This is a genomic window from Spirosoma agri (genome assembly GCF_010747415.1).
Lineage (GTDB): Bacteria > Bacteroidota > Bacteroidia > Cytophagales > Spirosomataceae > Spirosoma > Spirosoma agri.
Window position 1 is genome coordinate 980,398 of record NZ_JAAGNZ010000002.1, and the last position, 23,588, is coordinate 1,003,985.

20 protein-coding genes are annotated in these 23,588 nt (G+C 48.7%); 2 read left to right on the plus strand and 18 right to left on the minus strand.

Annotated features, from left to right (window positions below; genetic code table 11):
* Window positions 1–39: 39 nt before the first annotated feature.
* Window positions 40–771, minus strand: coding sequence for an NUDIX hydrolase (locus GK091_RS20685; protein WP_164041780.1), 732 nt, complete (start codon window positions 769–771; stop codon window positions 40–42).
* A 153-nt stretch (window positions 772–924) separates the two neighbouring features.
* On the opposite strand from GK091_RS20685, the gene GK091_RS20690 reads away from it, so the two are divergent.
* Entirely contained in the window at window positions 925–2,544 is a 1,620-nt protein-coding gene (locus GK091_RS20690; protein WP_164041781.1) for a carboxylesterase/lipase family protein, read from the plus strand.
* A gap of 251 nt (window positions 2,545–2,795) precedes the next feature.
* Window positions 2,796–4,301, plus strand: coding sequence for a capsule assembly Wzi family protein (locus tag GK091_RS20695; protein ID WP_164041782.1), 1,506 nt, complete (start codon window positions 2,796–2,798; stop codon window positions 4,299–4,301).
* A gap of 124 nt (window positions 4,302–4,425) precedes the next feature.
* Here GK091_RS20695 and GK091_RS20700 read toward each other — a convergent pair whose 3' ends face one another.
* The 17 genes from GK091_RS20700 to GK091_RS20780 form a co-directional block, all read right to left on the minus strand.
* Window positions 4,426–5,520 carry an acyltransferase family protein gene (locus GK091_RS20700; protein WP_164041783.1) on the minus strand — a complete coding sequence of 365 codons (1,095 nt, stop codon included), beginning with the start codon at window positions 5,518–5,520 and terminating at the stop codon, window positions 4,426–4,428.
* Between the two features lie 65 nt (window positions 5,521–5,585).
* Complete coding sequence (locus GK091_RS20705; RefSeq protein WP_164041784.1) at window positions 5,586–6,764, minus strand: acyltransferase family protein; 1,179 nt, start codon at window positions 6,762–6,764, stop codon at window positions 5,586–5,588.
* Between the two features lie 198 nt (window positions 6,765–6,962).
* Window positions 6,963–7,730: a polysaccharide lyase gene (locus GK091_RS29860; protein ID WP_164041785.1), complete on the minus strand. Its 768-nt coding sequence runs from the start codon at window positions 7,728–7,730 to the stop codon at window positions 6,963–6,965.
* A gap of 529 nt (window positions 7,731–8,259) precedes the next feature.
* Complete coding sequence (locus GK091_RS20715; protein ID WP_164041786.1) at window positions 8,260–8,937, minus strand: acyltransferase; 678 nt, start codon at window positions 8,935–8,937, stop codon at window positions 8,260–8,262.
* Window positions 8,934–9,947, minus strand: coding sequence for a hypothetical protein (locus GK091_RS20720; protein WP_164041787.1), 1,014 nt, complete (start codon window positions 9,945–9,947; stop codon window positions 8,934–8,936). The genes GK091_RS20715 and GK091_RS20720 overlap by 4 nt, the downstream gene beginning before the upstream one ends.
* Before the next feature lie 6 nt (window positions 9,948–9,953).
* Entirely contained in the window at window positions 9,954–11,318 is a 1,365-nt protein-coding gene (locus tag GK091_RS20725) for an MBOAT family O-acyltransferase (protein WP_164041788.1), read from the minus strand.
* 18 nt (window positions 11,319–11,336) lie between these two features.
* The gene (locus GK091_RS20730) at window positions 11,337–12,467 is read right to left on the minus strand and encodes an acyltransferase family protein (RefSeq protein WP_164041789.1); all 1,131 of its coding nucleotides are present in this window, start codon (window positions 12,465–12,467) and stop codon (window positions 11,337–11,339) included.
* 1 nt (window position 12,468) lies between these two features.
* Window positions 12,469–13,599: a glycosyltransferase family 4 protein gene (locus GK091_RS20735; RefSeq protein ID WP_164041790.1), complete on the minus strand. Its 1,131-nt coding sequence runs from the start codon at window positions 13,597–13,599 to the stop codon at window positions 12,469–12,471.
* Window positions 13,596–14,678, minus strand: coding sequence for a glycosyltransferase (locus GK091_RS20740; protein WP_164041791.1), 1,083 nt, complete (start codon window positions 14,676–14,678; stop codon window positions 13,596–13,598). Before GK091_RS20740 ends, GK091_RS20735 begins: the two co-directional genes overlap by 4 nt.
* A gap of 5 nt (window positions 14,679–14,683) precedes the next feature.
* Window positions 14,684–15,232 carry a serine O-acetyltransferase gene (locus tag GK091_RS20745; protein ID WP_164041792.1) on the minus strand — a complete coding sequence of 183 codons (549 nt, stop codon included), beginning with the start codon at window positions 15,230–15,232 and terminating at the stop codon, window positions 14,684–14,686.
* Between the two features lie 27 nt (window positions 15,233–15,259).
* On the minus strand, window positions 15,260–16,033 hold the full coding sequence (locus tag GK091_RS20750; protein ID WP_164041793.1) for a glycosyltransferase family 2 protein: 774 nt from the start codon (window positions 16,031–16,033) through the stop codon (window positions 15,260–15,262).
* Window positions 16,030–17,424, minus strand: coding sequence for a hypothetical protein (locus GK091_RS20755; protein ID WP_164041794.1), 1,395 nt, complete (start codon window positions 17,422–17,424; stop codon window positions 16,030–16,032). The genes GK091_RS20750 and GK091_RS20755 overlap by 4 nt, the downstream gene beginning before the upstream one ends.
* A 12-nt stretch (window positions 17,425–17,436) precedes the next feature.
* The gene (locus GK091_RS20760) at window positions 17,437–18,087 is read right to left on the minus strand and encodes an acyltransferase (RefSeq protein WP_164041795.1); all 651 of its coding nucleotides are present in this window, start codon (window positions 18,085–18,087) and stop codon (window positions 17,437–17,439) included.
* Window positions 18,084–19,091: a glycosyltransferase gene (locus GK091_RS20765; RefSeq protein WP_164041796.1), complete on the minus strand. Its 1,008-nt coding sequence runs from the start codon at window positions 19,089–19,091 to the stop codon at window positions 18,084–18,086. Before GK091_RS20765 ends, GK091_RS20760 begins: the two co-directional genes overlap by 4 nt.
* Window positions 19,092–19,133: 42 nt before the next feature.
* Window positions 19,134–20,462, minus strand: a complete 1,329-nt coding sequence (locus GK091_RS20770) for a flippase (protein ID WP_164041797.1) — start codon at window positions 20,460–20,462, stop codon at window positions 19,134–19,136.
* 9 nt (window positions 20,463–20,471) lie between these two features.
* Complete coding sequence (locus GK091_RS20775) at window positions 20,472–21,158, minus strand: sugar transferase (protein WP_164041798.1); 687 nt, start codon at window positions 21,156–21,158, stop codon at window positions 20,472–20,474.
* A 42-nt stretch (window positions 21,159–21,200) separates the two neighbouring features.
* On the minus strand, window positions 21,201–23,552 hold the full coding sequence (locus GK091_RS20780; protein WP_164041799.1) for a GumC family protein: 2,352 nt from the start codon (window positions 23,550–23,552) through the stop codon (window positions 21,201–21,203).
* Window positions 23,553–23,588: the final 36 nt, after the last annotated feature.

Below are 23,588 nucleotides of genomic sequence, written 5' to 3' on the forward strand. Positions count from 1 at the left end.
AGTTGATTATTCATGCTGTCCGGTGTCTAGCAGGCTGCGTCACTTGTCCGGCAGAAACCGGTACAGGTAAGGCGCTTTGTGCGCTCCACCACTGTAGTGTTTGTCGAGCCGTTCCAGAATACCCAGTCCGAGAATCTTTCGTTGAAAACTGGACCGGTGCAGCGGCTGACCCAGAATGGTTTCATACAGGCTTTGTAGGTCATTCATTGTAAACACATCGGGCAGTAGATTGAACCCGATCAACTTACGATCAAGGTCGTCTTGTAGCGTCTCCAATGCTTTCTGCACAATCAACTGATGATCCAGCATTAGCGGGGGCAATCGAACCAGATCATACCAGGCGCATGTGTCCGAGAGTAGGTCCGGAATCGGTACTGCCTTTGTGAAGTCGATGAGCGCGTAATAGCCCACGGTGACAAAACGGTTTAGCAGCCAATGATTGTCAGTGGCTTGTATGCCCTTGCCTATCAGAATGGCCCGTAACGGATCCGGATTATGCCGTTCCATACTTCCGAACGTATAGAACTGCTCAAGATAAATGTCGGTCAAACTCGTCCGTTGGACCAAAATGCGCTTCGACGCGTCGTTCAGATTTTCGTTCTCCTGAATAAAACCACCCGGTAACGCAAACAGGTCCGTGTTCTGATATTCCAGCAGCAGAATTTTTAACTGGTTGTCGTGAAAACCAAAAATAACGCAGTCGATGGCAAGGCCAGGTAGAAAACCCGCCCCGTCTGCTCTGATTTCGTCCTGACTAAACGGGTTGTTCATAGGCGCCAATTTACAACCGCAACTAACAAAAATTTGGTGATTACGGGTAAACTATCTATTATTGTCTCAATCTGCTACAATATAGGCTAAATTGGATTCCTACGCTTATTTAACCTGTTACACTGTCAAATTTTTGCTGTCAAATTCTTACCTATGAAACATGTTTTTATTCTTTTGGCCGTCATGCAACTAACTACCGCTGTTGCGCAGACAAGCAAAGAAGCACCCCAAGCCAAAACCGTTAATGGCACGCTGGAGGGCATCGCGGAACCGAGTGGAGTCAATTCATTCAAAGGCATTCCATTTGCGCAGCCTCCCGTTGGCGAATTACGCTGGAAAGAACCGCAACCGGCTAAAAACTGGCAGGGTGTTCGTCAGGCGAAAAAATTTGGACCACGGGCCATGCAGCGCGCCCTGTTCGGGGATATGGGTTTTCGTTCGGATGGCGTGAGCGAAGATTGCCTGTACCTGAACGTATGGACACCCGCAAAATCGGCCAAAGAACGATTGCCGGTGCTGGTCTACTTTTACGGCGGTGGCTTTGTGGCTGGTGACGGGTCGGAGCCTCGTTACGATGGCGAAAATATGGCCAGCAAAGGTATTGTAGCGGTTACGGTCAATTATCGCCTGGGCCTGTTCGGCTTCATGGCTCACCCCGAACTCACCAAGGAATCACCACATAAGGCGTCAGGTAACTACGGCTATTTGGATCAAAGCGCAGCTTTACGCTGGGTGCAGCAGAACATTGCTGCCTTTGGTGGTGATCCGAAACGGGTAACCATTGCCGGCGAATCAGCGGGATCAGTATCGGTTAGTGCGCAGATGGTGTCGCCACTGTCGAAAAATCTCATTGCTGGTGCTATTGGCGAAAGTGGTTCATTATTAGGTACGTTGCCGCCTGCTCCACTGGCGGAAGGGGAGAAATACGGTGTCGATTTTGCAACGGGTATGGGTGCAAAATCACTCGCTGAACTACGGGCTATGCCCGCCGAGCAGCTTCTGGAAGCAACGGCAAAACCACAGTTCAGCCGGTTCCCCACGACAGTTGACGGTTATTTCTTCCCAAAAGCACCATCTCAGCTTTATGCTGCCGGCGAACAGGCGCATGTCCCGCTGCTGGTTGGCTGGAACTCGGAAGAGATGAGTGGTCGGGCTGTATTGGGGCAGGAACAACCAACACCCGAAAACTACACGAAAGCATTACAGAAGCTGTATGGTGACCGTGCGGCTGAAGCATCAAAACTATACACAGGCACCACCGAAGAAGAAATCACACAGGCAGCTACCGATCTGGCCAGTGACCGATTCATTGGATACAGCACCTGGAAATGGGCGGATATACAAAGCAAAACAGGTGGTAAGCCAGTATATCGGTATCTGTATTCCCGGCCCCGGCCTGCCATGACACCCGAAATGGGCAATGCCACACCGGGCCTGGCCGGAGGTGTTGTCAAAAGCGATGCGCCAGCTCCTAAAGCACCACCCGCTCGTGGGGCTGTTCATTCTGCTGAAATTGAATACGCCATGGGTAATCTGGCCGCGAATAAAGTCTATGCCTGGACACCCGATGATTATAAAGTGTCGGAAGTGATGCAAAACTATTTTGCTAACTTCATAAAAACCGGTAATCCAAACGGTGCTGGGTTACCCACCTGGTCGGCGATCAAGGCGGGTAGTGCCGTTCCGGTTATGCATATCGACGTAAACACCCGGCAGGAGCCGGAGCAACACAGAGACCGCTACTTGTTCCTCGATCCACTATACACAAAGTAGGCGTTTTACCAATCAGGTTGAAAAGGTTCTGGGCGGCTTTGCTACTCAGAACCTTTTCCTTTTTACGGACCTGTATGAATCAGATTGACTGGCAAGCAAATAAACCATTGGCCAATAAGAGCTAAATTCCTTCTAATTTTAATTATAAGTTTATTTTATTTGTAAATTTATAATTAGAGATTGTCTATATAGGCTATAACTGCCTCTCTTGGGTCGATACTAGTTTTGACATACTACAAACCGTAAAATCTGTGAAGCAATTTTTCCTGATCATCAGTATGGTAACCGGTAGTCTATCAGCAACAGCGCAGATTGATTCGCTCCCTTTGTCAGCGCACCGAGTAACCGTGCTGGACATCGATTTAAGTGGAATGTCGGCATCGGGTGGGCGAATCCCGTTTTGGTTACAGGCAAATCAATTTGGTGTCATTCCGGCCAATAGCCCGGCGGGGTCATTCAGTGTTGGGCTTAGCGAACGGTTCCGACTCAGTAACAAGCACCCCCAACGATTCATAAGTTATGCTGTACAGGCGGTTGGTAATGCGGCTCAATCGTCGGCTGTTCTGTTGCCGCAGGCGTATATATCGCTTGATCTGAGTCACTTTAGCCTATGGGTAGGTCGCCGGAAAGAACGGATTGGCTTGGGCGATTCAACGCTGTCTTCCGGCTTCTATTCTTGGTCGGGCAATGCGCTGCCGCTTACCAAAATACAGATCGGCACAAACGACTTCACGCCTTTGGGTTTCACGGGTAATGTTGTTTCGGTTCACGCTTTTTTCGCGCATGGCTGGTTTGCTAATTCTGATTCGATCCAGCAGTCTTATTTGCACCAGAAAGCACTCTATGTGCGAATTGGCCGCCCAAACTGGCGTATTCGTTTAACCGGCGGTATACTGCATAATGCTCAGTGGGGAGGACATTCGGCCTATCTGCCAGACCTGGTTGCGCGTAATGGCCAATTACCGAATTCATTCAACGACTACCTGTATGTCGTAACGACCCAGCAGCCTGATGAACTGGAATCGACCAGCCATACTGCGTTCGATGGCATTAATCGGTTCGGTAATCACTTGGGATCGATCGATGTAGGGGCAGAAATTAAACTGGGTCAGTGGCAAACGATGGGGTATTACCAGCATCCGTTCGAGGATAAGTCCGGCGTTGCGTTTGCTAATTTTCCCGACGGATTGTATGGTTTTCGTATGCAGCGGCAGCCAACGGCCCGATCTGGTTTTCAACTACAGCACCTTCTTTTCGAATACATGAACACCATGGATCAGAGCGGCCCCATGTCCAGCACAGGGAATCATTATGATGGTCGGGATGATTATTTCAACAACTACCAGTACATGAATGGATGGGTTCAGAAGGGCCGTGTCATTGGGAATCCGTTTCTAACCCGTCGGCAGGATCTCCGTCCGGAATTACAGAACGCGAAGCCAAACCTTAGTATCTACAATAAGTGGGCCATTGCCAATAATCGGGTGCAGGTAGTTTATGTGGGCGCATCAGGATCGTTTTCGTCGGGTGTACGCTTGCAAACCCAATTATCGTATAGCCATAATTACGGCACGTTCCGGACGCCGTTCGATGAGCCTGTCAGCCAGTTTTCGGGTGTATGCTGGGTTATATGGCCGTTGAAATGGTTAGGTGGCTCGGAGTTAAAAACGGCAGTCGCTGTCGATCAGGGGCAATTACTCAACAACAGCGTCGGCGGTCGCATCAGCATTCGGAAAGTCTGGCGAAGCGTTAAATAAGTACAAGAAAGACTAGTGCTTTACGAATTGGCAAGGCCACTAACGATACAATCACCCGCGTAGTGTCAGGTACAGTCGACTAACACTGCGCGGGTGATTGTGGATTGGATGGTGTCCCGATTAGTTACTTCGCAGGCTCGAGTTCAACGAACTCCGTTGATGCCTTGAATCTGGCTTTGTATCGTAAAATAGGTTGTTCGAGGTAGCGGTAAGATAGTTCGGCGATGATGAACGAAGTGGCAAAGCGCAGGACCGAAATCATGAGAAGGTTACGGGTATTGTGCGGTTCTCTGAAAAGCTCGAACGCAAAAAATATGGAAATGTGATAGACGTACAAACCATAGGAACGCGTACCGAACCACCGAATGACCGGATTGGTAAGTAGAACGTGATCGGGCATGTTGATGGCAATACATACGATCGCTAAACACAATAGATCACTGGCCAGGAAACCACCCAGATTCCATACTTCATTTTCTCTGACAATGGTTGTCGTAACAATCGCCAGAAGTCCCAGTGATGTAAACAGAGCAGCCGTATAGGTTTTGCGACTCAGGGCAACAGCGGGCTTATGTTTCAGGTAAATCGCCAGCCCCGAACCCAGTAAAATCGTGTCGATCCGGCAGAAGGTAAATCGATAGGAGTCGAGCATGAACAGGCCGAACGTAGGATTTCCCGCCGAATACACGTAAATGCGAAATGCTGACACCCCTGCGATCAAGGCACCGATGAATAGTAACCGGGCCGAAAAAGGAGCCGAGAAAAGGAAAAACAAAACGACCAGCGGCCAGAAAAAATAAAAATGCTCTTCGACGGATAAGGACCAAAGGTGAGCCATCGGACCTGACAGAGAGCCGGAAATGCAGTTCGTGAAGTAGAAAAGACTGGACATAGTAGCCAACGTTCGGTCGCCATCACCACCACCCATACGTTGCCAGTAAGGCCATATGAGGTTACCAAGCAGGACTCCGATCAACAGCGCAGGAACTAATCGAAGGGCTCGTCGTGCATAAAACTTCTTGAGGTCGATTGTTCCCGTTTGCGCGAATTCGTTCTGGAGAAGCGACGTGATCAGGTAACCGCTTAGCACAAAAAATATATCAACCCCAATCCAGCCACCCTCGAAATGCCCATGACCGCCATGCACGAGCAACACTAATACGACTGCAATTCCACGAACGCCATCAAGATTTTTTACGTGTTTACGGGTACCAGACATGCTGTTTATTATTTTTAATAAGTAGTAAGACTTAGATAGTAGATAACCGTCTGTCCGGTTGTTTGCTAGGATACAGAAATGGAACTAACCTGTTGATAGGTAGTCTTCTTCTTCGGAATGAACGGGCGCTCGGCGAGAAGATAAAACAGGTAAGACAGACAAATGACCAAAGCGGTGCCGATGAAAAGCAGGTAAAGTGTCGTGCCCAATGCATCGAGATTCAGCGGAAAAATCAGGTATTGCTGAATAACCTGTAAGATGGGCATGTGAATTAAATAAATGCTGTACGAAAAGGTACCGATCAGTACCAAGGGCTGCCAGGACAACCACGCTTTCAACCGGCCGAATCGACCAGTTTTTAGGGCAACCAGCAAACAGACGGATCCCAGTCCTACCAGCACATCCGTATATACCCAGGGAAGCAGCGTGTCGAATCGCGTTGCCAGAAGAATGCTAACGCCGAAAACAGTAGTTAGTAGCAACCAGGGCGTCTTTTTCTGAATAACTGCACACAACGGCGACGGTGAGTATGCAATGTAAGCGGCCATCATGCCCATCGTAAAGAGACCCAGATAATGAGGACAAAGTCCCCATTGAGTCAGGTTGATGTCTGGCAACTGCATTACCGAAAGCACATGCCAGACCAACAGCGAAAGGGTCGTCGTCAGCAGTGTCGTTGTAAAGCCACCTAGGCGTCGCCACAGCAATAAGAGCAGCGGAAAGACAAGATAAATCCGCCACTCGACCGCAATCGACCAGAAAACGCCGTTGATTTTAGGCGCCGTGCTGGTGAAGATGTCATGAATCATGAGAACGTGCGTGAACAGATCGAATGGTAAAACGGGAATGGACGCATCCCAGCGGGTACCGGTCTTCTGGCCGATCACCGTACTGATCAGTAGCAACGACAAGGCCATCGCCAGAAAGTAAGGGGGCAGGATTCGCTGGGCACGTTTGCGAAAAAAGAGGAGGGGTGAATTGCTCACCAGCTGATTATTATTACGCAGCGCCGGCAGCATCAAACAGAAACCGGATAAGACAATGAACAGATCCACGGCATAATGACCATGGAAAAAGAAACGATACAAAAGCTGAAGGAGTAGAGGCTTATCGCCGGTCGGCAGAGGCTGTTGCTGATGGTGAATGACCACAAACACGGCCGCAACAGCACGCAGACCGTCTAAAAAACGTAGATGACCATCTTGTGAAACCGCTGTAGACTCTGGTGTGTAGCTGTTCTGCATATAGTTAATTCTTGACGAATAAAACTACATAAAGTTAATGATTATAAAAATTAGTAAAGTAAAAAAGAACAGTTGACTACAAAAAAAAAGAGGTCTGTTCGTAAAAAATTACGACTAGACCTCAATAAAAGCTACTACTAAAGGTGGTAGTCAGTCTAATGAACTTACAGCATAGGTGAAAGAGAATGGTCTAAAGAATTATTTCGCCGAGTTGTTTCCACGTCCTGGAGCTACTGTGCTGTATTTGGCATCGGCGTTACCTACCCGCATTTCGTCGTAGTAAACGACACGTTCGCTGTGCGTGGCTTTACCTGTCCAGCAGTATAAGCCAAATTTCCAATAGTTGCGTGAGTTAGGATAGCCGACCGATACATTCTGCTCATCGATTTTCAGCTTTCCGTCCTGCCAGACCTGTACGATACCCTGCGTGCCGCTTGGATCCCATTTGATATGAACTACATAATCAACCCAGCGGTCATACTGAGCGGTACCCAGGCTCATAATTTTTTGGCTGGTAGCATGTTGCAATGGTTTCGTAATAGCTACGTTGGAAGCCCGATAACTGAATGTCAGTTTGTTGTTTGCTTCCAGCGTCATATTGATCGGGGGTACTGTACCTTCAAAGCCAGGATCTGGAAAAGCGTGCCACTGCATGATATTAGCAATTTCGGCGTCGTCAGCCATGTTTGCTGCTGGCATGTATACACTGAAACCGTACCAGCGCTCATTCTCGTTTCTGTCTAAAAATGCGCTGGCTAGTTCAGCATGGCACGAGTTGTTCGTGCCATCATATTGGCTTGGTTTCCAACTAAAGCGCATTGCCTGTCTGCCTACACGGGCAAACTTATCGTCAAGTTTACCTGCGTTATCGGCTCGTAGTTCAGTATACCAGGAGCTGGCTAGCGTATTCTGTTCAAAACCTTCGACGCTTAGGCTGCTGGCGGCTTCCCGGCTAGAGCTGTACACTTCGCTTGTCTGGGGAGTAACTGTGTCAGGGGCAGAACAGCTGCTCAATCCTGCATTCAGTATGAAAGGGAATACTAGGGTTAACAAGATACGGAGGGAGCTGCGAGTGTTTGTAAGGCAATTTACAAAAAAACGAAGAGTGACGTTTACTGAAGAAAAGGTAAAATCGAAGGTATTAAGAAATTTCATGTATTTACATTGATTTGTCTTTTTGACAAGACAATCTAAATACAGTCACAAACCGGCAACTTGGATAAGTATTAAATTTAATCTGCCCTTATGTTGTATAATGTGTTGATAATCAGACTTTAATTGTATTTTAATTTTAATGTATACTTCGATTTGTTCAATATAAAGTCTTTTATTGGATGATATGATAACTATCAGTTTATCCTTTTAAGATATATTTAATAAACATTAAAGACCATGGCCTGTTCTGGCGCTGTATTTATAATCTGATATTAATGTGACAGCAAAAATAAACCGGCCTGAACAGTGTGTTCAGGCCGGTTTATACGTGATAATGATTTTATTTTTCCCAGGTGACACCTGTTCGGATTACATCAGCGGGTGAACCCGCCAGAACGACATCGCCCGTTAGTAGTTGTCGGCTTACCGTGCTGCCAGCTGCGATGATGCAGTTATCGGGGGTCGATGCGCCCTTTAAGATGAGTGCGCGGCATCCGATCCAGTTTTTATTGCCGACCCTAATCGATCGGTTTTTATTGATCTGCTGACCGCCACCATTGTAAAGCTTGTGAAAATCGGTATCCATGACCAGGATCTCCCAAGATAGCAGACAGTCGCGTCCGAACACAATCTCATGAAAGCAGACAATCTGACTCTCGGCCGTGATGGTAAAATTTGTGCCTATGCGCAGATTGCCCCGTACGCAGATTTTCGACCCGTGGCCAATCTGCGCTGTGCCATCAAACTGTACCGTTCCGGATACTTCCCAAATGGACCTGGAGTTTTTCTGATCGAAAATACCAACGTGCCCAAAACCGATGCGAATCATTCGATGCTCGACAGGGCCCTTGAGAATTACATTCCCTTTCAACTCGACCAGTCTGACATTCGCCGAAACCATTACAGGCAAGTGCATGGCTGTTCTGACCGGAAAGTAATGGAAATTGAACCGTATCGTATTGGGCAGATGCCGAATATCGCGGGCTAGTTTGGCAATAGTAGTCAGAAGCCGTTTCATAACGACGCTAGTCTATTACGTGGAGAAGCTGTGTCCTGTTTTCGGAGATTTGCGATGGTTTTACGCGTCGTCAGACTATCGACTAATGCATTCGTTACCGTGGCAGCACCCCCCTGGAACATGTGGCCAACATCAACAAAATCATGATCGTCAACCGCCAGCCGCGATAAGTTCACGAATTTGTCATGATGTTTCGCCGTCAGATACGTAGACACGTACTGAACCTGTTTTATTCGCTCAGGCGTCAGAATGTCTTTCCGCCAGGGTAGGTAAACGAAGGTTAGTTCGATGTGATTACGATCACAATAGCGGCTTATGGAGTCGAGGCTGCGGCTGAATTTTGAAAAGCCAGTCGTATCGTAATAGATAAGTCCCTTTGCTTCCAGTGGGCGAATGAAATTCTTCGGTCTTAACGGAACGGAGCCGTCTTCTGCGAATTTCAGCGTGAAGCCTGCATTGTCGAAATAGATGTATTTTGTCCGGAACGACCAATCTTTAACGAAGCTGTCTATCGAAAAATTGGTAAAGAAATTATGAAGTACACTGACCATATTGGCTACGAAAAAATGATCGTAAACCCCTTTGTAATCAATCTGCTTAGCATCATTTAGGAACTCGGTGTTGTTGAACGGTATAATCAGCCGCTGGGCCGAAAGTTTGCCTTCCATCTGTTTTAGCACCTGATACGTTTCGTGCGGCTTGAATCCCCACGACGAGAAATTATAGGATCTGTCGCCGAAAGTTTTCGTCAAAATATCCCCCGAGATATTATTCAAACCCATCGACGAACCCATGATCAGCGTTTTGGCAGAAAGAAACCGGTTGCCTTGTCTGGCGTGATCGAGCTTAGCGTTAAAACAGACCGAGTTAGAAATAAAATTGGTTGGTAGACTACGCAGGTCAGGCATGGCCTGGTGCGTACGCTCCACGTAGCGGACCAGAATGATACCGACCGTGGCTATTGACAGTAGAAAGCTGTGGAAGACGAGCTTTTTTACGAATTTTTTCATGGCCGATCAGAATTGAAAGTAGATAAATTGACCACTACCAAATCGGCCAAGGAACAGAATGGCAATCACAATGATGTAGTACATGCTGTAGCGAGCCGCAGGTCGTAAGGCGTTGAGCACGGGCAGAAATCCGTTCCGGCTGATGACATACTCCCAGGCCATGAATAACGCTGTTACCAGCATGATCTTCTTGGACAGAAGCGGATTATGCCAGTCGAAGCGCGTGTTGACGCTGTTTGCAATGACGTGCAGCGCGGTACGAACATCGGACGCACGGAAGAAAACCCAGGCCAGCGCAACAACCACGTTGGTCAGCAGGAGAGCAACGATGCCTTTGTTCTGCTTCAAATTGAAGGTGTCTTCCAGAATTTGAAACGCGCCGTGAATGGCTCCCCAGATAACGAAGGTCCAGTTGGCACCATGCCATAAGCCGGATGTCATAAATACGATAAATACGTTGAGGTGTTTGTGCTTCCGGTTGCCGCCCAGCGGTATGTAGAGGTAGTCGCGGAACCAGGTCGACAGCGACATGTGCCACTTGCGCCAGAACTCCGTAATGGAATGCGAAAAATAGGGATAATTGAAGTTTTTCAGCAACTCGATACCCATCACTTTCGATGCGCCCAGCGCCATGTCGGAATAGCCCGAGAAATCGCAGTAGATCTGGATTGAAAAGAAGAAAATGGCCGCGATCGAATTGTAGGATTGGGTGCCCAGATGGCCGTAATAATAGTCAACGTAAGCGGCCAGATTATCGGCAATAACGACTTTCTTGAATAACCCATACGTCATCATTTTTAGCCCATCGACGGCCCGGTCGTAATCAAAATCGTGCTTCACCTTAAATTGATGCAGCACGTTTTGCGGGCGTTCAATCGGACCGGCAACCAGTTGCGGGTAATACATCACATACAGGGCATAATAACCCAGATGCCGTTCTGCCGGAAAATTGCCCCGATAGACTTCAATGGTATAGCTCATTGCCTGAAACGTGTGGAACGACAGGCCGATGGGAAGAATAAGTTTCCAGTAGCTCATCTGATCCTGCCCGGTGATGCCCAGCAGCACGTTGATGTTATCAATGAAGAAGTTATAATACTTGAAAACGGCCAGTACGCCAATGTTCGCAACCAGACTCATCACCAGAAAAAGCTTTCGTCGCTGCCCGGTCGACTGTTCGATGAGAATACCTGCGTAGTAATCGATAACGATCGTGAAGAGCAGGATCAGCACGTAGACCGGAATGAAGGCCATGTAGAAGTAGCAACTGGCAACGAGCAGTAAGATCCATCGAAAGCGTTGCGGCAGCCAGAAATACAGCGCCGTGACGATCGGGAAGAAGATGAAAAATTGAATTGAGTTGAAAAGCATGACAAAAGAGCGGTTAACTTAATGACTGGCCACCGGATTGATGTTCATTTTCTCGGTCACGTCGACGTTGGAGCCGAAGCGTTTTCGGAGTTTCATGGTCGGTTTTTCAACATAGAGGTAACTGATCAGGGTAAGAACGATGCCAACGGATGCCGCCACCGCCATCCAGGGTAAGGTGGCGCGGTAAGGCGTTACGTAATGTTCCGCAAAGCAAACGCCCACCCAGTGAAACATATACAGCGAGTAACTGACTTTCCCCACCTGAATCAGCCAGGGGACACTTAACTTGGTCAACAGCCAGCTATATGTTTTGTGATATAGGGTCGCTGGAACGAGTACAGATAAAGCCATTCCCTGAACCGTATACCGGATCGTTTCGCGGAAAAACAGGTCACGGTAGACCAGCGTGAACAGCAACAGCAGCGCAGCTACACCATACGGCAGCCAGTGACCGGCAAAGCGAATGTAGGAGCCGTTTGGCGTACGATGTAAGACCAGACTGGTCAGGCAACCGAACAGAATGGCGTCGAAGCGTGTGTCGGTAGAACGGTAGATCCGATCCGTTACGGCATAGCTCAATCCCTGCGTCGAGGCAATATGCAATCGCCAGCACATAGCCCCGATTATCGCTGCAATCAGAATACCAATAAACAGATTGTTCCACCGGAACAGGACGATGAAGAGGATTGGAAAAACGATGTAAAAATGCTCCTCGACCGCCAGTGACCAGACAATGTTATACACCTTCGAACACATCGCCGATACCTCGGGCGTGGCATAGATCATGTAATAGTTCCGGTAGTAAAATACGGTCGATAAAATCTCATTCATGTTCACCTCACAGCCAATCAGGATCGTGAACAGAACCGCAATGACGACCATGAACAGCAGTGCCGGATAAAGCCGAAGAAGCCGCCGGGCGTAGAAACTTTTCATGTCGATGCGTTGCTTTTTCTCATACTCGGCAATCATGAGCCGGGTGATCAACAGGCCACTGATGAAGAAAAAAAGCGTTACGCCAAAACCGCCGGGAAGAATATGACCATACCCGTAGTGGCTGAATACCACCAGCAGTATGGCTACACCTCGGAAACCGTCCAGCCCTGGAATATAGTTTGTATTGGCTCGTTGTTGACTTAGTTGTGACATGTTACTGTGGTTGAGCGAGTAAGTCCTTGTAAATTGAATGGAGCTTCGGGAAAATAGCATCCGGCAGGTAACGCTGAATGATATAGCCCGACTCATCGCCCATCTGGCGAACCAGACACGGATTTTCGATGAAGCCATTCAGCCGTTCATAAATTGCCTGTTTATCACCGGGTTGTACCAGATAGCCATTGACACCGTCGACAACGGCTTCGGCTGTGCCGCCAACCGGCGTCGAGATGACCGGCAGGTGATAACTCATTGCTTCCAGAATAGATAAGGGCAGCCCTTCGTTATATGACGGCAGGATATATACGTCGCTTTCGGAGAGTAGCTTTTGCTTGTGATCACCCGATACCCAGCCTTCAAAACGAACGATCGTCTCCAGGCGGTGCTGTTCGATGAATGCCTGAAGTTTTTCGACTTCACCATTACCGCCGATGGTTAGCTCAAGTTTACCGTTCCAATCGGCTTTGTGCTGTCGGACCACATCCAGCAGATCGAATATACCTTTCCGGTTGCCAATCAGGCCCAGGAAAAGAACCCGGAGCGGACCGCTTCCCAGCGGATTTGTCAACGCCGTACTGCGTTGGGGCATATCGATAACATTGCCCAATATTTCAATTCGCTTCATCCGGAAATTAGCCTCGAAAAATGTTTTCCAAGATTCGGACAGACAGAGCATAACATCGGTGTTCTCAACCATAAAGCGCACCAGATTTTTCATGACAGGGCTGCTTTCGGTGAAAAATACTTTGAACTCCGAGCCATTCATGTGGTAAATCGTCTGCCGCCCGAATAAATATTTAGCCGTCAGGAATACGATGAATTTTCGATAGAAACTACCATAAGATGCCCCATGAATGTGAACGATCCGGATCGACTGGTCCTTGATCAGGGTTCGTAGTAGGTTAACATACTGACCGATAAAATACCACACCAATTGAAGCTTGTTAGGGACCATTCGGTGCGTGGTGATGTACTTGAATACGCCGAAATACTTTTCGTACACGTAAATCAGGTAACCGATGCCGCCTTCATAGGGGCGGTGGCGGAAACCAACGGTCAGCACCTTTTCGGCTACTTCCCTCGGAATTGAAACGGATGTTACAGGAGGTGCGCTAGCGGTTATCATACAGTTTTGGCAGATAAAAAAGAAATAAAGGGTACGTTATCAGGCAACGCGTAGGCATCCAGGTACTCCTGAGCAGTACGCTGTACCGTAAAGGCTGACCGGGCGTGTACTTTCGCCTGATATATTTTCTGCTGGAAATGATCGGTCGTGGACTCGCTTATTATTGTTCGGATATGATCAGCGCAATCATCGGCGTTGCCGGTTGTAAACGAGGTGCCGAACGTGCCTGTGTTTATGATTTCCAGCGGTCCATCGATGTCGGATACCAGAACCGGAACGCCAGCCGCCATGGCTTCAACCACCGTCAGACCGAATCCCTCATAAAGCGAAGGCTGCACAAGCAGATCATACTCGGCTAACTGCTGGTAGATGTAAGCACGGTCTTTCAGGCCGAGGAACGAAACATATGGTTCCAGTTTCAGCTCGGTTACCATATTTTTCAGTATAGCCCATGAATCACCTTCGCCAATAAAATCGAGGTGTATCGTATCCAGACCAAACTCTGTAATCAGCTGATTAAGTGCATGCAACAGAATGTGCTGGCCTTTTTTCTGGTGCATCAGCCGGCTAATCTGAACCATCCGGAAAGGACCATTGCTGTAGGGTGGATATTTTTGACGGATCGTTGCCGCAGGAACACCGTTATAAATTACGGCAGCATCCAGCCCTGAACGTTGTTTGATATCGGTTTGAACAATCGAAGAAATAGCAAACAGGCGGTTGTATTGGCGGAAATACGTAGTTGGTACTGTAACGTCATGAACCGTGAGGTACTTCCGGCATGACTGACGTAACAACGTCACGGCTTTGGGATTATGACAGTGGATAACGTCGGGCTTAAGCCGCCATAGTAGCCTGTTTAGCTTGACAAGATACCCTGGATTGCGGCTCCCTGCCGGCCGGTCGATCAGGTGAACCTGAACGCGCTGGTCGATCCGGGCCAGCAATGCCGGATTGTAGGTTGCATTGATAATGACCAGATGCAAATCCACAAACTGACATTGCTCGTTGAGAATATCCACCAGCATGGTTTCCGTGCCGCCAGTTTCCAAACCAAAGTTTAGATGTATGATTCGCATAACTTTTAATCAACCGTGTTAACGATGTAATCTGCCGTTGCTTCTTTATTCGCAATCACTTTTGCCGGACTACCGATAACGACGCTATCGGCGGGTATGTCGAAATTGACGAATGTGTTGGGTGCGATCAGAACGTTATCGCCCACCGTGATTCGGCCGACGATAACGGCGCCGGTTCCAATCCAGACCTTGTTGCCAATTGTTGGACATCCCTTGCGTTCGCCCCGGTTTGTTTGCCCGATCGTGACGTTATGGGCGATGTAACAATTGTCGCCAATGACGGCCTGTTTATTGATAACGATCGGGCCAAAGTGCTGAATGACCAGCCCTTTACCAACTTTGGTGTTGTGATTGATCTGGAAGCCAAACTTGAACGTGTAGTGGTAATAAAACAACCGATAAAAGGCACCGGGCAGACTAAATTTGCCGTGTCGGGATACCTTCCGAAAGCAGTACGTGTACCGAAATCCGGGTGTCAGCAAACACTTCATGAAAGCCCGAAAACCTGTCTGGCCTGTATACCGGTATAAATCAGCCTTTATGATCGCGTCCATGATCTTGATGTCCCGAAGGAATACAGTTTATTGTGACAGCGTTGCCTTAACGATACTTTTGAAAGCCCGGTAACGAGTTTTCAGCGTTGCTTTGGAGTAGGGAGTTGCTCCGTGTTTGCGCAAAACCTGACGAATGTCGCGTAGGAACAGATGCCCCCCCGTGCTGGTTTTTGTCGCTTCCCACCGACGGTAACAGGCCGATGATTTATCGGAGTAGTAATAAATGGGTCCATGGTTGAGCAAACGCAGCCACAGGTCCAGATCCATGCAATAATGAATCGACTCGTCTACGTACCCCACGCGTTGAATGAGCTCGGTCGGGTAAAAGGAGCCGGGTTGCATGACATCATAATTGCTGGTCAGCAGTTGCGATTTGCCGGATATGGTCACTTGCCGGGTTTCGATGAAATTGCCCTTCCCGTCGATCCAGTCTACCCGGCTGCCGTAGTAAATAGAACCGTCCTGATGCTGTTGATAGAGCCGGACAATCTGCTCGACACAATCAGCGTGAAGCAAATCATCGGAATTGATCCAGCCCACCAGATCGCCGGTAGCCGCCCGAAACCCCTTGTTGATCGCATCGGACTGGCCCCGGTCTTTCTCGTGGATAACGATGTCGATTTTATCACGATACCGATCGACCACAGCCATTGTTTCGTCGGTAGACTTGCCGTCGACAAGGATGTATTCGATGTTCTTATACGTTTGACCAAGAACCGATTGAATGGTTGCTTCGATAAACTGACCCTGATTATACGATGGTGTAACAATAGATACTTTGGGCAGCTTGGTAGCGATCATACGGGTATCGTTTCAAAAGATGAGTAGTTTGTTTTCTGAACAGGTGGTTCGGCGGGAAATACTATACTGGGGATAGTTCCTGACGCTTTCGTTGCTATTACCGCAATGAACAGCATGAATACCCGGAATGGGATCAGAATCATTTCTACGCCAAGCATTGAGGCAAGCAGAGCTTCTGTAACCCAGAGCAATCCGGCAACACTGTATAAGGTTGCTTTCCGTTTGTAAAAATGCTTTGCCAACATCACCAGTACGATTGTGTAGAAAATGGCACCGACGAGGCCAACCTGTAACAGTAGCATTGACCACGGAATATCGCCGGTTTCGATCTGCGCGACGCGATCGTAGCGCTCCTGAAAAATACCAACCTCGAAGGGTAGCTTATTAGCTTGCTTGGTATCTTCTCCCAGGAGGCCAATACCAAACAGCCAACCCAATGGCAGCGACATAATGTATTGAAACCGTTCGAGCAAGTGGGCAATTCTAAACGTGAGCGTATTGTCGCTGTAGTCCATCTGACCGAGCACCATGGAGCCCGACAACGTCCGGCCGAGATCCGTAAACGCTTCGTTGATCCGGTAACTGACCACATCGATCAGCGAAACTAGGTAGGCAACAACGCTGATCGCGCTTAGGTACATCGTTCGCTTGTTCCGTTGCGTGACCAACACGTACAGAACAATGACAAAAAAGAGTGTGATGATATAGGAACGGTGCATAGGGGCCACTACGGTTAGTACCAGAATGCCGACTACACTAACCTGCATCATTTTTGAGCGGAACTGATGCACAAACAGATAGTAGAAAAATACGGGTGTCAGGTAGACCGGTGTGTTGTAGAAACGGGTAAATCCGAAACCTTCTATATCGTGTGTGATGGCTTCACTACCGGCTGCCTGCGCTGCCAGAAATGATGTTTTAAGCGGAATCTGAATCAGAAAAATTACACACAGTACGACTGTGATGGCACACACTGTGCGCATAACACGAATCAATACGTGTGTCGGCACGATGAAGAAAACGCCGAAGCTCAACAAAAACAGATTGGCTCTCAGTACTTTGAGAACTCCGGAGAAACTGTAGTCCAGCACAACGCAGCTATAGAACGCGTCGGCCAGTACGAAGATAACAAAGGCCGCTACCCATTTGAAAACGCCTTCGCGACGAATCACATTCTGAAGCGTGTCGAACCGATAAAACAGCAGTACGACAATGTACAATAGCGCTAAGTCTGTTAGTTTATCGACCGGCGAAGCCGCCATTAAAATAGAGGCCGGAATGAGTTGAAAACCATTGGTTATCAGGCCGAAAAAGATGAGTAAGGAACAATAATAATTTCTGGTGAAAATAAACTGGTAGATCGCCAGCCCGGTCAGTAGGAGTCCAAGCATGATTCGTTCGGTTTAGAGTGAATAGGCTGGCCGAGTGATTTCGGCTAACGTCGAAGCTGGTACATCCCGAATGAAGCGAGCTGGGTTCCCCGCCCAGATCTGATCGTCGGGGATCGTGCGGGTAACGACTGAGCCCGCTCCAACAATCGACCTTTCACCAATGGTGACTCCTTTCAGGATGATGGAGTTCGCGCCGATAAACGAGTCAGCACCAATAGCGATAGCAGCCTTCCGAAACCCTTCCAGTTGGGTCCGTCGCAACTGATAATCAAGCGGATGGAAGTCATTATCCCATATCGACGTGTTGCCGCCTAGGTTGCAGTACGGACCGATCGTTACCGATGACGTAACATTGATGGATGTACCCGAAAAACCGCAGTCGTGGTCAATGTGTAGTGTTGCGCCATTAGCGACCGAAATGATTACGGGATTGTAGAGACCAATGGCATTGTACTGGGTCGATGAGCGAAAAACGACATTGTCGCCGATGACGATTTTTGCACCCGGCGCTACTTTCCAGATCAGCTTACCATACAGTCGTATGTTCTTGCCTAGTGTTACGTTAGGGTAGAATAACCGCATCTTCTGATAAAAAAGAGCCGTTTGCAACGCCAGCTGCCAGTTGCGTATTGAATTGAGGACTAAACTGATTGCAGATCTCATGACCGGTTCAGAATAGGTTGTGGCGTAAGCGCCGTAAAGTTTTTCTTAACCCGTAGCAGGTCCTGCATGGTGGATGAGAAGTGCTTACGTTGCGAGACCATCGTGGTAAGCATCGTGGCATCCATTAGGAGAACAATATATTTTTCTCGAACGGATCTGGGTGCGGTCAATCGACGCAGCGTATAATAAACGCGCCGAAAAAAGTGATACGTCCAGCTTCGGCTGTTGGTTTGTTCGGCTAGCGCATAGTATGGTTGAAGGACCCCGTTGCCTTTACCGAATTGCTGAAACATGCGAGTGATGTATGACCATTGTAGTCGACCTTCGGGCAGGTAATGCTCAAATTCGAGATACGGACTGTACCAAAGCTGATATCCCAGAATCTTGATTAGTGTGGTCAGTTCGCCATCGTCACCGGCCGACAATGTTTTACCCGAACGGCCACTTAACTTGGTCTGGAATCCGGAGTCCAGTACCCGCAGAATGACCGAACGTCGCACAACCAAACCCGCTCCGTAGAGCGTGCTGCCCATCACTTCACCCTCGTTCCGGCCTTGTGGACCAAGTGCATACCCGTGCACACAACCATCGAAGAAATCCGGCTTGTTACCACCAAAAACCGGAGCACCCTGACCACCACAAGCACCGATTCGATCGTTCGATTCCAGAATCCGAAAACTGTCAGTCACGTAGTTCGTGCAGAGCCAGTTATCATCATCGCAGAAAATAAGGTACTCGTAGGTAGCGGCCCGTATTCCCGTCATACGGGCATGGATAAGGCCCTGTTGCGGCTCATTAACGATCGTCAGCGGAATAGTTGTCAAATACGAATCCCACAGTCGCTGAGCCACCTGCGCGGTTTCGTCCGTAGAATTATTGTCGACAACAACGACTTCCCACTTGATTTTATCAGATACGCGTTGCTTTGTCAGATGCTCCAGTGTTTCCGGCAACCGGGCGGCACTGTTGTAGCAGCAAATAACAACCGAAACACCTTTGTTCATGAGTTTAAACGTTATGTGTACGTTGGCTTTCCAGGAAATAGCTCAGCTTTGAAGCAATAATGCCTTCAGCGCGATCTTGCCGGTCGGACGTAATGGTTTATGGATGAAGCTGCTCAGAAACGTTACGTAAAACTGTGTAACCAGCACCGATATAGCAGCCCCGTACGCACCGTAACGGGGAATCAGAAACATATTCATCCCAATATTCAGTACCGAACCGATCAGGGTAATGCGTAGAAACAGGTGCGACAGGTTGAGGGTGTAGACATACGCATTCCGGGCTACACCAAGGGCAACGAACAAGAGCGTAATGACCAGTACCAAACTAACGTCTGCACTCGCTTCAAACCGATTTCCCAGAAAGAAGACAATGAACGGTTTGATGAACAGCACGAAGCCGACAATGATGGCATAGGCGGCACCAACCATTATTTTGTGGAGGTGGGCCAGACTTTGAAGAAATTCGGCCAGACTTTTCTGGTGCGCCTTGACAATTTTGGGTAGAAAAGATGACTGAATGATCATCGGTACGAAGTACACCGCATCGACGAATCGATTGGCCGTTGCGTAGATGCCGCTTTCGAAATCGCCCGCCATGTCACGAACCAAAATTTGGTCAACTCGCATAAACAGCCAGATCGCCATGTTCGATACCGCTAATGGCCAGCTATCACGCAACAGCATTCGGGCGAACCTCCGGTCAAATCGCAACCCGTTCAGCAATTGTTCTTTGATCGCCAGATACAGCAGGCCAATGCCCGTGATGAAGCTTTCGGTCAGCGTAGCTACGCCGTACAGAAACAGATTTTTCGAGACCGTTGCTACCGTCACTTTAGCCGCGCTGGTGGCTATCGATGCTATGTTGGCCGCACCGACCGCTTTTTTCGATTGTAACTGTGCATCGAAGTAAAACGAAAAGACGGTAAGCGGAACGAAGAACAGCGATACCCCCAGCAGCGAAACCAACTGATGCGAAAAATCATCGCTGGGTCGCAACACATAAACGACACCGATAACAAGGCCATAGGACACAAGGCTGAAACCGCCCATCAATGCACCCGCCGTGCCGAGGATTGTACGTCGATTTTCGGCGTTTTTGGCCAATTCCCGAATAACGATTTCCCGCAAGCCAAAGCCAACCAGCGTTGTAAAAAAGGATGAGAGCGCATAACAGTACGTAAAGACACCGTATCGTTCCGGCCCCAGCCGGTTGATCGTATAGATACCAACCGCGAAAATCAGGATGTAATTAATGAGTTTGCCCTGAAGCAGCCATCCGATATTCTTCAGAATGGATGCTGTTTCGGCACTATTCACGTCCAGCGTTTGAGCCAGACCACTCTTCACTCGTCTCTGGAAAGCTTTTATCATAGGGTAGGCTCAATGAGCTTTTTCGTCACCGGTAACCATTTTGTAGGCCGTCCATAGACAGATTTTCAGATCCAGCGGCAGCGATTGTTTCCGGATGTAAAAGTGGTCGTACTTGATCCGGTGCTGCATGTCAACCAGTTGCGCGGTTTCTCCCCGGCAGCCACGAGACTGGGCCAACCCCGTTATGCCAGGTTTGACGGCATACCGGGCCTGATAACCCGGCAGCGTTTTCCAGTGCTTTGCATCGAGTTGGATGGGGTGGGGGCGGGGTCCCACGATGCTCATGTCGCCCAGGAGCACATTGAACACCTGGGGTAGCTCGTCCAGATTCGACTTACGCAGAAACCGGCCAACACGCGTGACCCGCAGGTCGTTTTTGGTAGCCTGTTTGAACTCCCCATCCGTCGTATGAGCCATCGTGCGAAACTTCAGACACCGGAACGGACGCCCGTTTCGACCGGTACGCAATTGCATGAACAGCATGGGACCGGGTGAGGTGAGCCGGATTAACAGACCAATGACCGGCACCAACCAAAGCAGTAACGACATACACACAATACCAGCCACTAAAATGTCGAATAAACGTTTTAGCCGTTCGTACTTTCGGTCCGATCGGAATAGTGCATTACCGTCTGCCGAAAACGATTCATTGAGTACCGCTGGGTCGTTAAGCGATTGCAAAGAAAAGTCAAGCATATCAATAAGATAGAATATAGATCGTGACGATAACTCACTGTACTATTTGCGTTTACGGGTCGAAGTCTTGGCTATTTTAGTAGACTCTTCGTAGTAGCCACCGTAGTTGTTGTAGCCGTACCCGTAGCCATACTGATACGACTCACCGCCACCGACAGCGTTCAGAATCAGGTTTAACCGCTGGAATCGATGCTCTTTATACAGATTGTCGATCATGCGCAGGTACGCTTTTGGTGTATGGTCATGGCGCACCATGAACATCGTTGCATCCACGTAGGGCGAAATCAATTGCGCATCCGTTACCAGACCAACCGGCGGAGAATCGACGATTACATAGTCGAACCGCTCGCGTAGTTCACGGAACAACTGACCCAGTGCGGGACTACTCAGCAATTCGGCGGGGTTTGGTGGAATGGGTCCGCAGGTGATGATATAGTAATTCGGAAAGCCGGGAATCTCCTGTAACACATCGTCCAGGGTGGCTTCCTGAATCAGGTAATTGCTGATACCAACCGTATTGTTCACACCCACAACCGAATGAATTTTAGGCTTGCGCAGGTCCATTTCCAGAATTACCGTTGGCCGACCGACCAGTGCCAGACTTGCGCCAAGGTTCAGTGATAAAAAAGACTTGCCCTCACCGCTGATGCTTGATGTGAACATCACCACCTGACTGTCGACGGGATTGCTGCGCAGAAACTGGAGATTTGTTCGCAGTGCCCGGATCTGTTCCGCAATGACAGAACGTTGACCCGAAATCATAACCATTGGATCGACATTACGGCTGGAAGCGATCTCCCCTAAAATCGGCACCTGGGAGATAGCTTCGACATCGGACCGGCGGCTAACCCGGTTATTGAGCGCATCCCGCGCGCCAAGAACACCGATTGGTAATAGAAGTCCGACAAGGCCAAACAACATGAAAATCGTTCGCTGAACCGGTTTCACTGGATCGGTACCGCTGCTGGGTGGATCAATCGTACGGCTGTCGGCCACGGTCGATGCGTAGGAAAGTGCTGTTTCTTCGCGTTTTTCCAGCAAATAGGTATACAGGTTATTTTTAATGACCTGCTGACGGGTGATGTTAACCAGCGCGCGCTCTTTGTGCGGTATGGTTCTGATCTGATTCTCAAGTTGCTGATTCGTAATACGTAGGCGCTGCTGGGTACCTAGTACGGCCTGTTTAACGTTGCTGATGTTCTCCGCCAGGCTCGCTTTCGTGGCGCTTATCTGACTTTCCAGCGACAGCAGGATGGGGTTGCTGGCCGTCGTTGTCCGACTCAGCTGGTCGCGCTGAAGCTCTAATTCGCCCATTTTGGTGACAAGGCCGATGAGGACCGGATCGCTGATTGTAACCGTTGACGGAGCGACACCCCGTTCGGTAGCTTTTCGGGCAACGTAACGCTCGATATCCTGAATGGCAGCCAGTTGAATGGTTGTCTGATTCAGGCGGTTGTCATTGTCTTTCACCGTTTCCAAAAATACTTGGGCCTGCGAACTCAGGTCTGTGATCCCCTCTGCCGACTTGTACGATTCAACTCCTTTTTCGACAGTCGACAACTCACCGGCGATCAATTGCAGCCGATCCTCAATAAAGTTTAGGGTATTCGATGCGGCAATGTTCTTATCGACAATAGCTGCCTGATTATACTCGCTGACAAGCTTGTTCAGGATGGCTTCTCCCTTGTGAGGAACCGCATCGTCAAGCGTCATTTGCAATACAGTTGATGCTTTGCTACTGGGCGCAATCGTCAGGTTTTTCAAGTAATTATTGATCGCGATGCGTTTTGGCTGCGCCTGAATAAGCAGGGGCTCGGCACTCGCTTTCAGCGCATGACGGGCAAATACGCGCAGACGGCCGTAGGATGTTTGTATGCTCTGGTTGATCGGGTAATCGACATTGTTGATCCGAACCTTGTTGGAGCTAGGTACAGTCAGTTCCAGCTCCGTACCGTATAGTGAAGGATTGGCCTTTTCGACGATAAGACGCACGGGTGATTCATCAAAGATTTCCTTTTTGACGGTATTGGTGGGCCTGAAGTACTGGACATCAAGGCCTAGGCTTTCAACCACTTTGCCCATCAGGGCGCGTGATCTCAGAATTTCCATCTCATTTTCGATGACTTTTTTGGGCGAGAAGATATCCATCTCTTTCAGAATATTCTCTTCACTTAGTCCCTTCTTGTCATCCTTGATAAGGAGGGTTGTTTCTATCGTATAAATTGGTGTCTGATATAACAGATAGGCATAAGCAGCACCAATGGCCAGCAGCACGGACAAGATGAACCACTTCCAGTGTCGGGCATAGCGCATCAGCAGCATCCGAAGATTGGGCGTGTTGTCAGCCTCATACACCTGATAAGGCGTATAGGCATAGTTGTTCTGATTCGACATAGTAATGCCTGTTTATTTACTATTGGATAAGGAATG

Bases quoted from the DNA above. Each gene is read 5' to 3' on its own strand.
- GK091_RS20765 (WP_164041796.1), bottom strand. From the start codon at position 19,091: ATGAACAAAGGTGTTTCGGTTGTTATTTGCTGCTACAACAGTGCCGCC.
- GK091_RS20715 (WP_164041786.1), bottom strand. From the start codon at position 8,937: ATGAAACGGCTTCTGACTACTATTGCCAAACTAGCCCGCGATATTCGG.
- GK091_RS20770 (WP_164041797.1), bottom strand. From the start codon at position 20,462: ATGATAAAAGCTTTCCAGAGACGAGTGAAGAGTGGTCTGGCTCAAACG.
- GK091_RS20685 (WP_164041780.1), bottom strand. From the start codon at position 771: ATGAACAACCCGTTTAGTCAGGACGAAATCAGAGCAGACGGGGCGGGT.
- GK091_RS20725 (WP_164041788.1), bottom strand. From the start codon at position 11,318: ATGCTTTTCAACTCAATTCAATTTTTCATCTTCTTCCCGATCGTCACG.
- GK091_RS20705 (WP_164041784.1), bottom strand. From the start codon at position 6,764: ATGCAGAACAGCTACACACCAGAGTCTACAGCGGTTTCACAAGATGGT.
- GK091_RS20780 (WP_164041799.1), bottom strand. From the start codon at position 23,552: ATGTCGAATCAGAACAACTATGCCTATACGCCTTATCAGGTGTATGAG.
- GK091_RS20745 (WP_164041792.1), bottom strand. From the start codon at position 15,232: ATGGACGCGATCATAAAGGCTGATTTATACCGGTATACAGGCCAGACA.
- GK091_RS20750 (WP_164041793.1), bottom strand. From the start codon at position 16,033: ATGATCGCTACCAAGCTGCCCAAAGTATCTATTGTTACACCATCGTAT.
- GK091_RS20755 (WP_164041794.1), bottom strand. From the start codon at position 17,424: ATGCTTGGACTCCTACTGACCGGGCTGGCGATCTACCAGTTTATTTTC.
- GK091_RS20735 (WP_164041790.1), bottom strand. From the start codon at position 13,599: ATGATAACCGCTAGCGCACCTCCTGTAACATCCGTTTCAATTCCGAGG.
- GK091_RS20730 (WP_164041789.1), bottom strand. From the start codon at position 12,467: ATGTCACAACTAAGTCAACAACGAGCCAATACAAACTATATTCCAGGG.
- GK091_RS20775 (WP_164041798.1), bottom strand. From the start codon at position 21,158: ATGCTTGACTTTTCTTTGCAATCGCTTAACGACCCAGCGGTACTCAAT.
- GK091_RS20700 (WP_164041783.1), bottom strand. From the start codon at position 5,520: ATGTCTGGTACCCGTAAACACGTAAAAAATCTTGATGGCGTTCGTGGA.
- GK091_RS20740 (WP_164041791.1), bottom strand. From the start codon at position 14,678: ATGCGAATCATACATCTAAACTTTGGTTTGGAAACTGGCGGCACGGAA.
- GK091_RS20690 (WP_164041781.1), top strand. From the start codon at position 925: ATGAAACATGTTTTTATTCTTTTGGCCGTCATGCAACTAACTACCGCT.
- GK091_RS20720 (WP_164041787.1), bottom strand. From the start codon at position 9,947: ATGAAAAAATTCGTAAAAAAGCTCGTCTTCCACAGCTTTCTACTGTCA.
- GK091_RS20760 (WP_164041795.1), bottom strand. From the start codon at position 18,087: ATGAGATCTGCAATCAGTTTAGTCCTCAATTCAATACGCAACTGGCAG.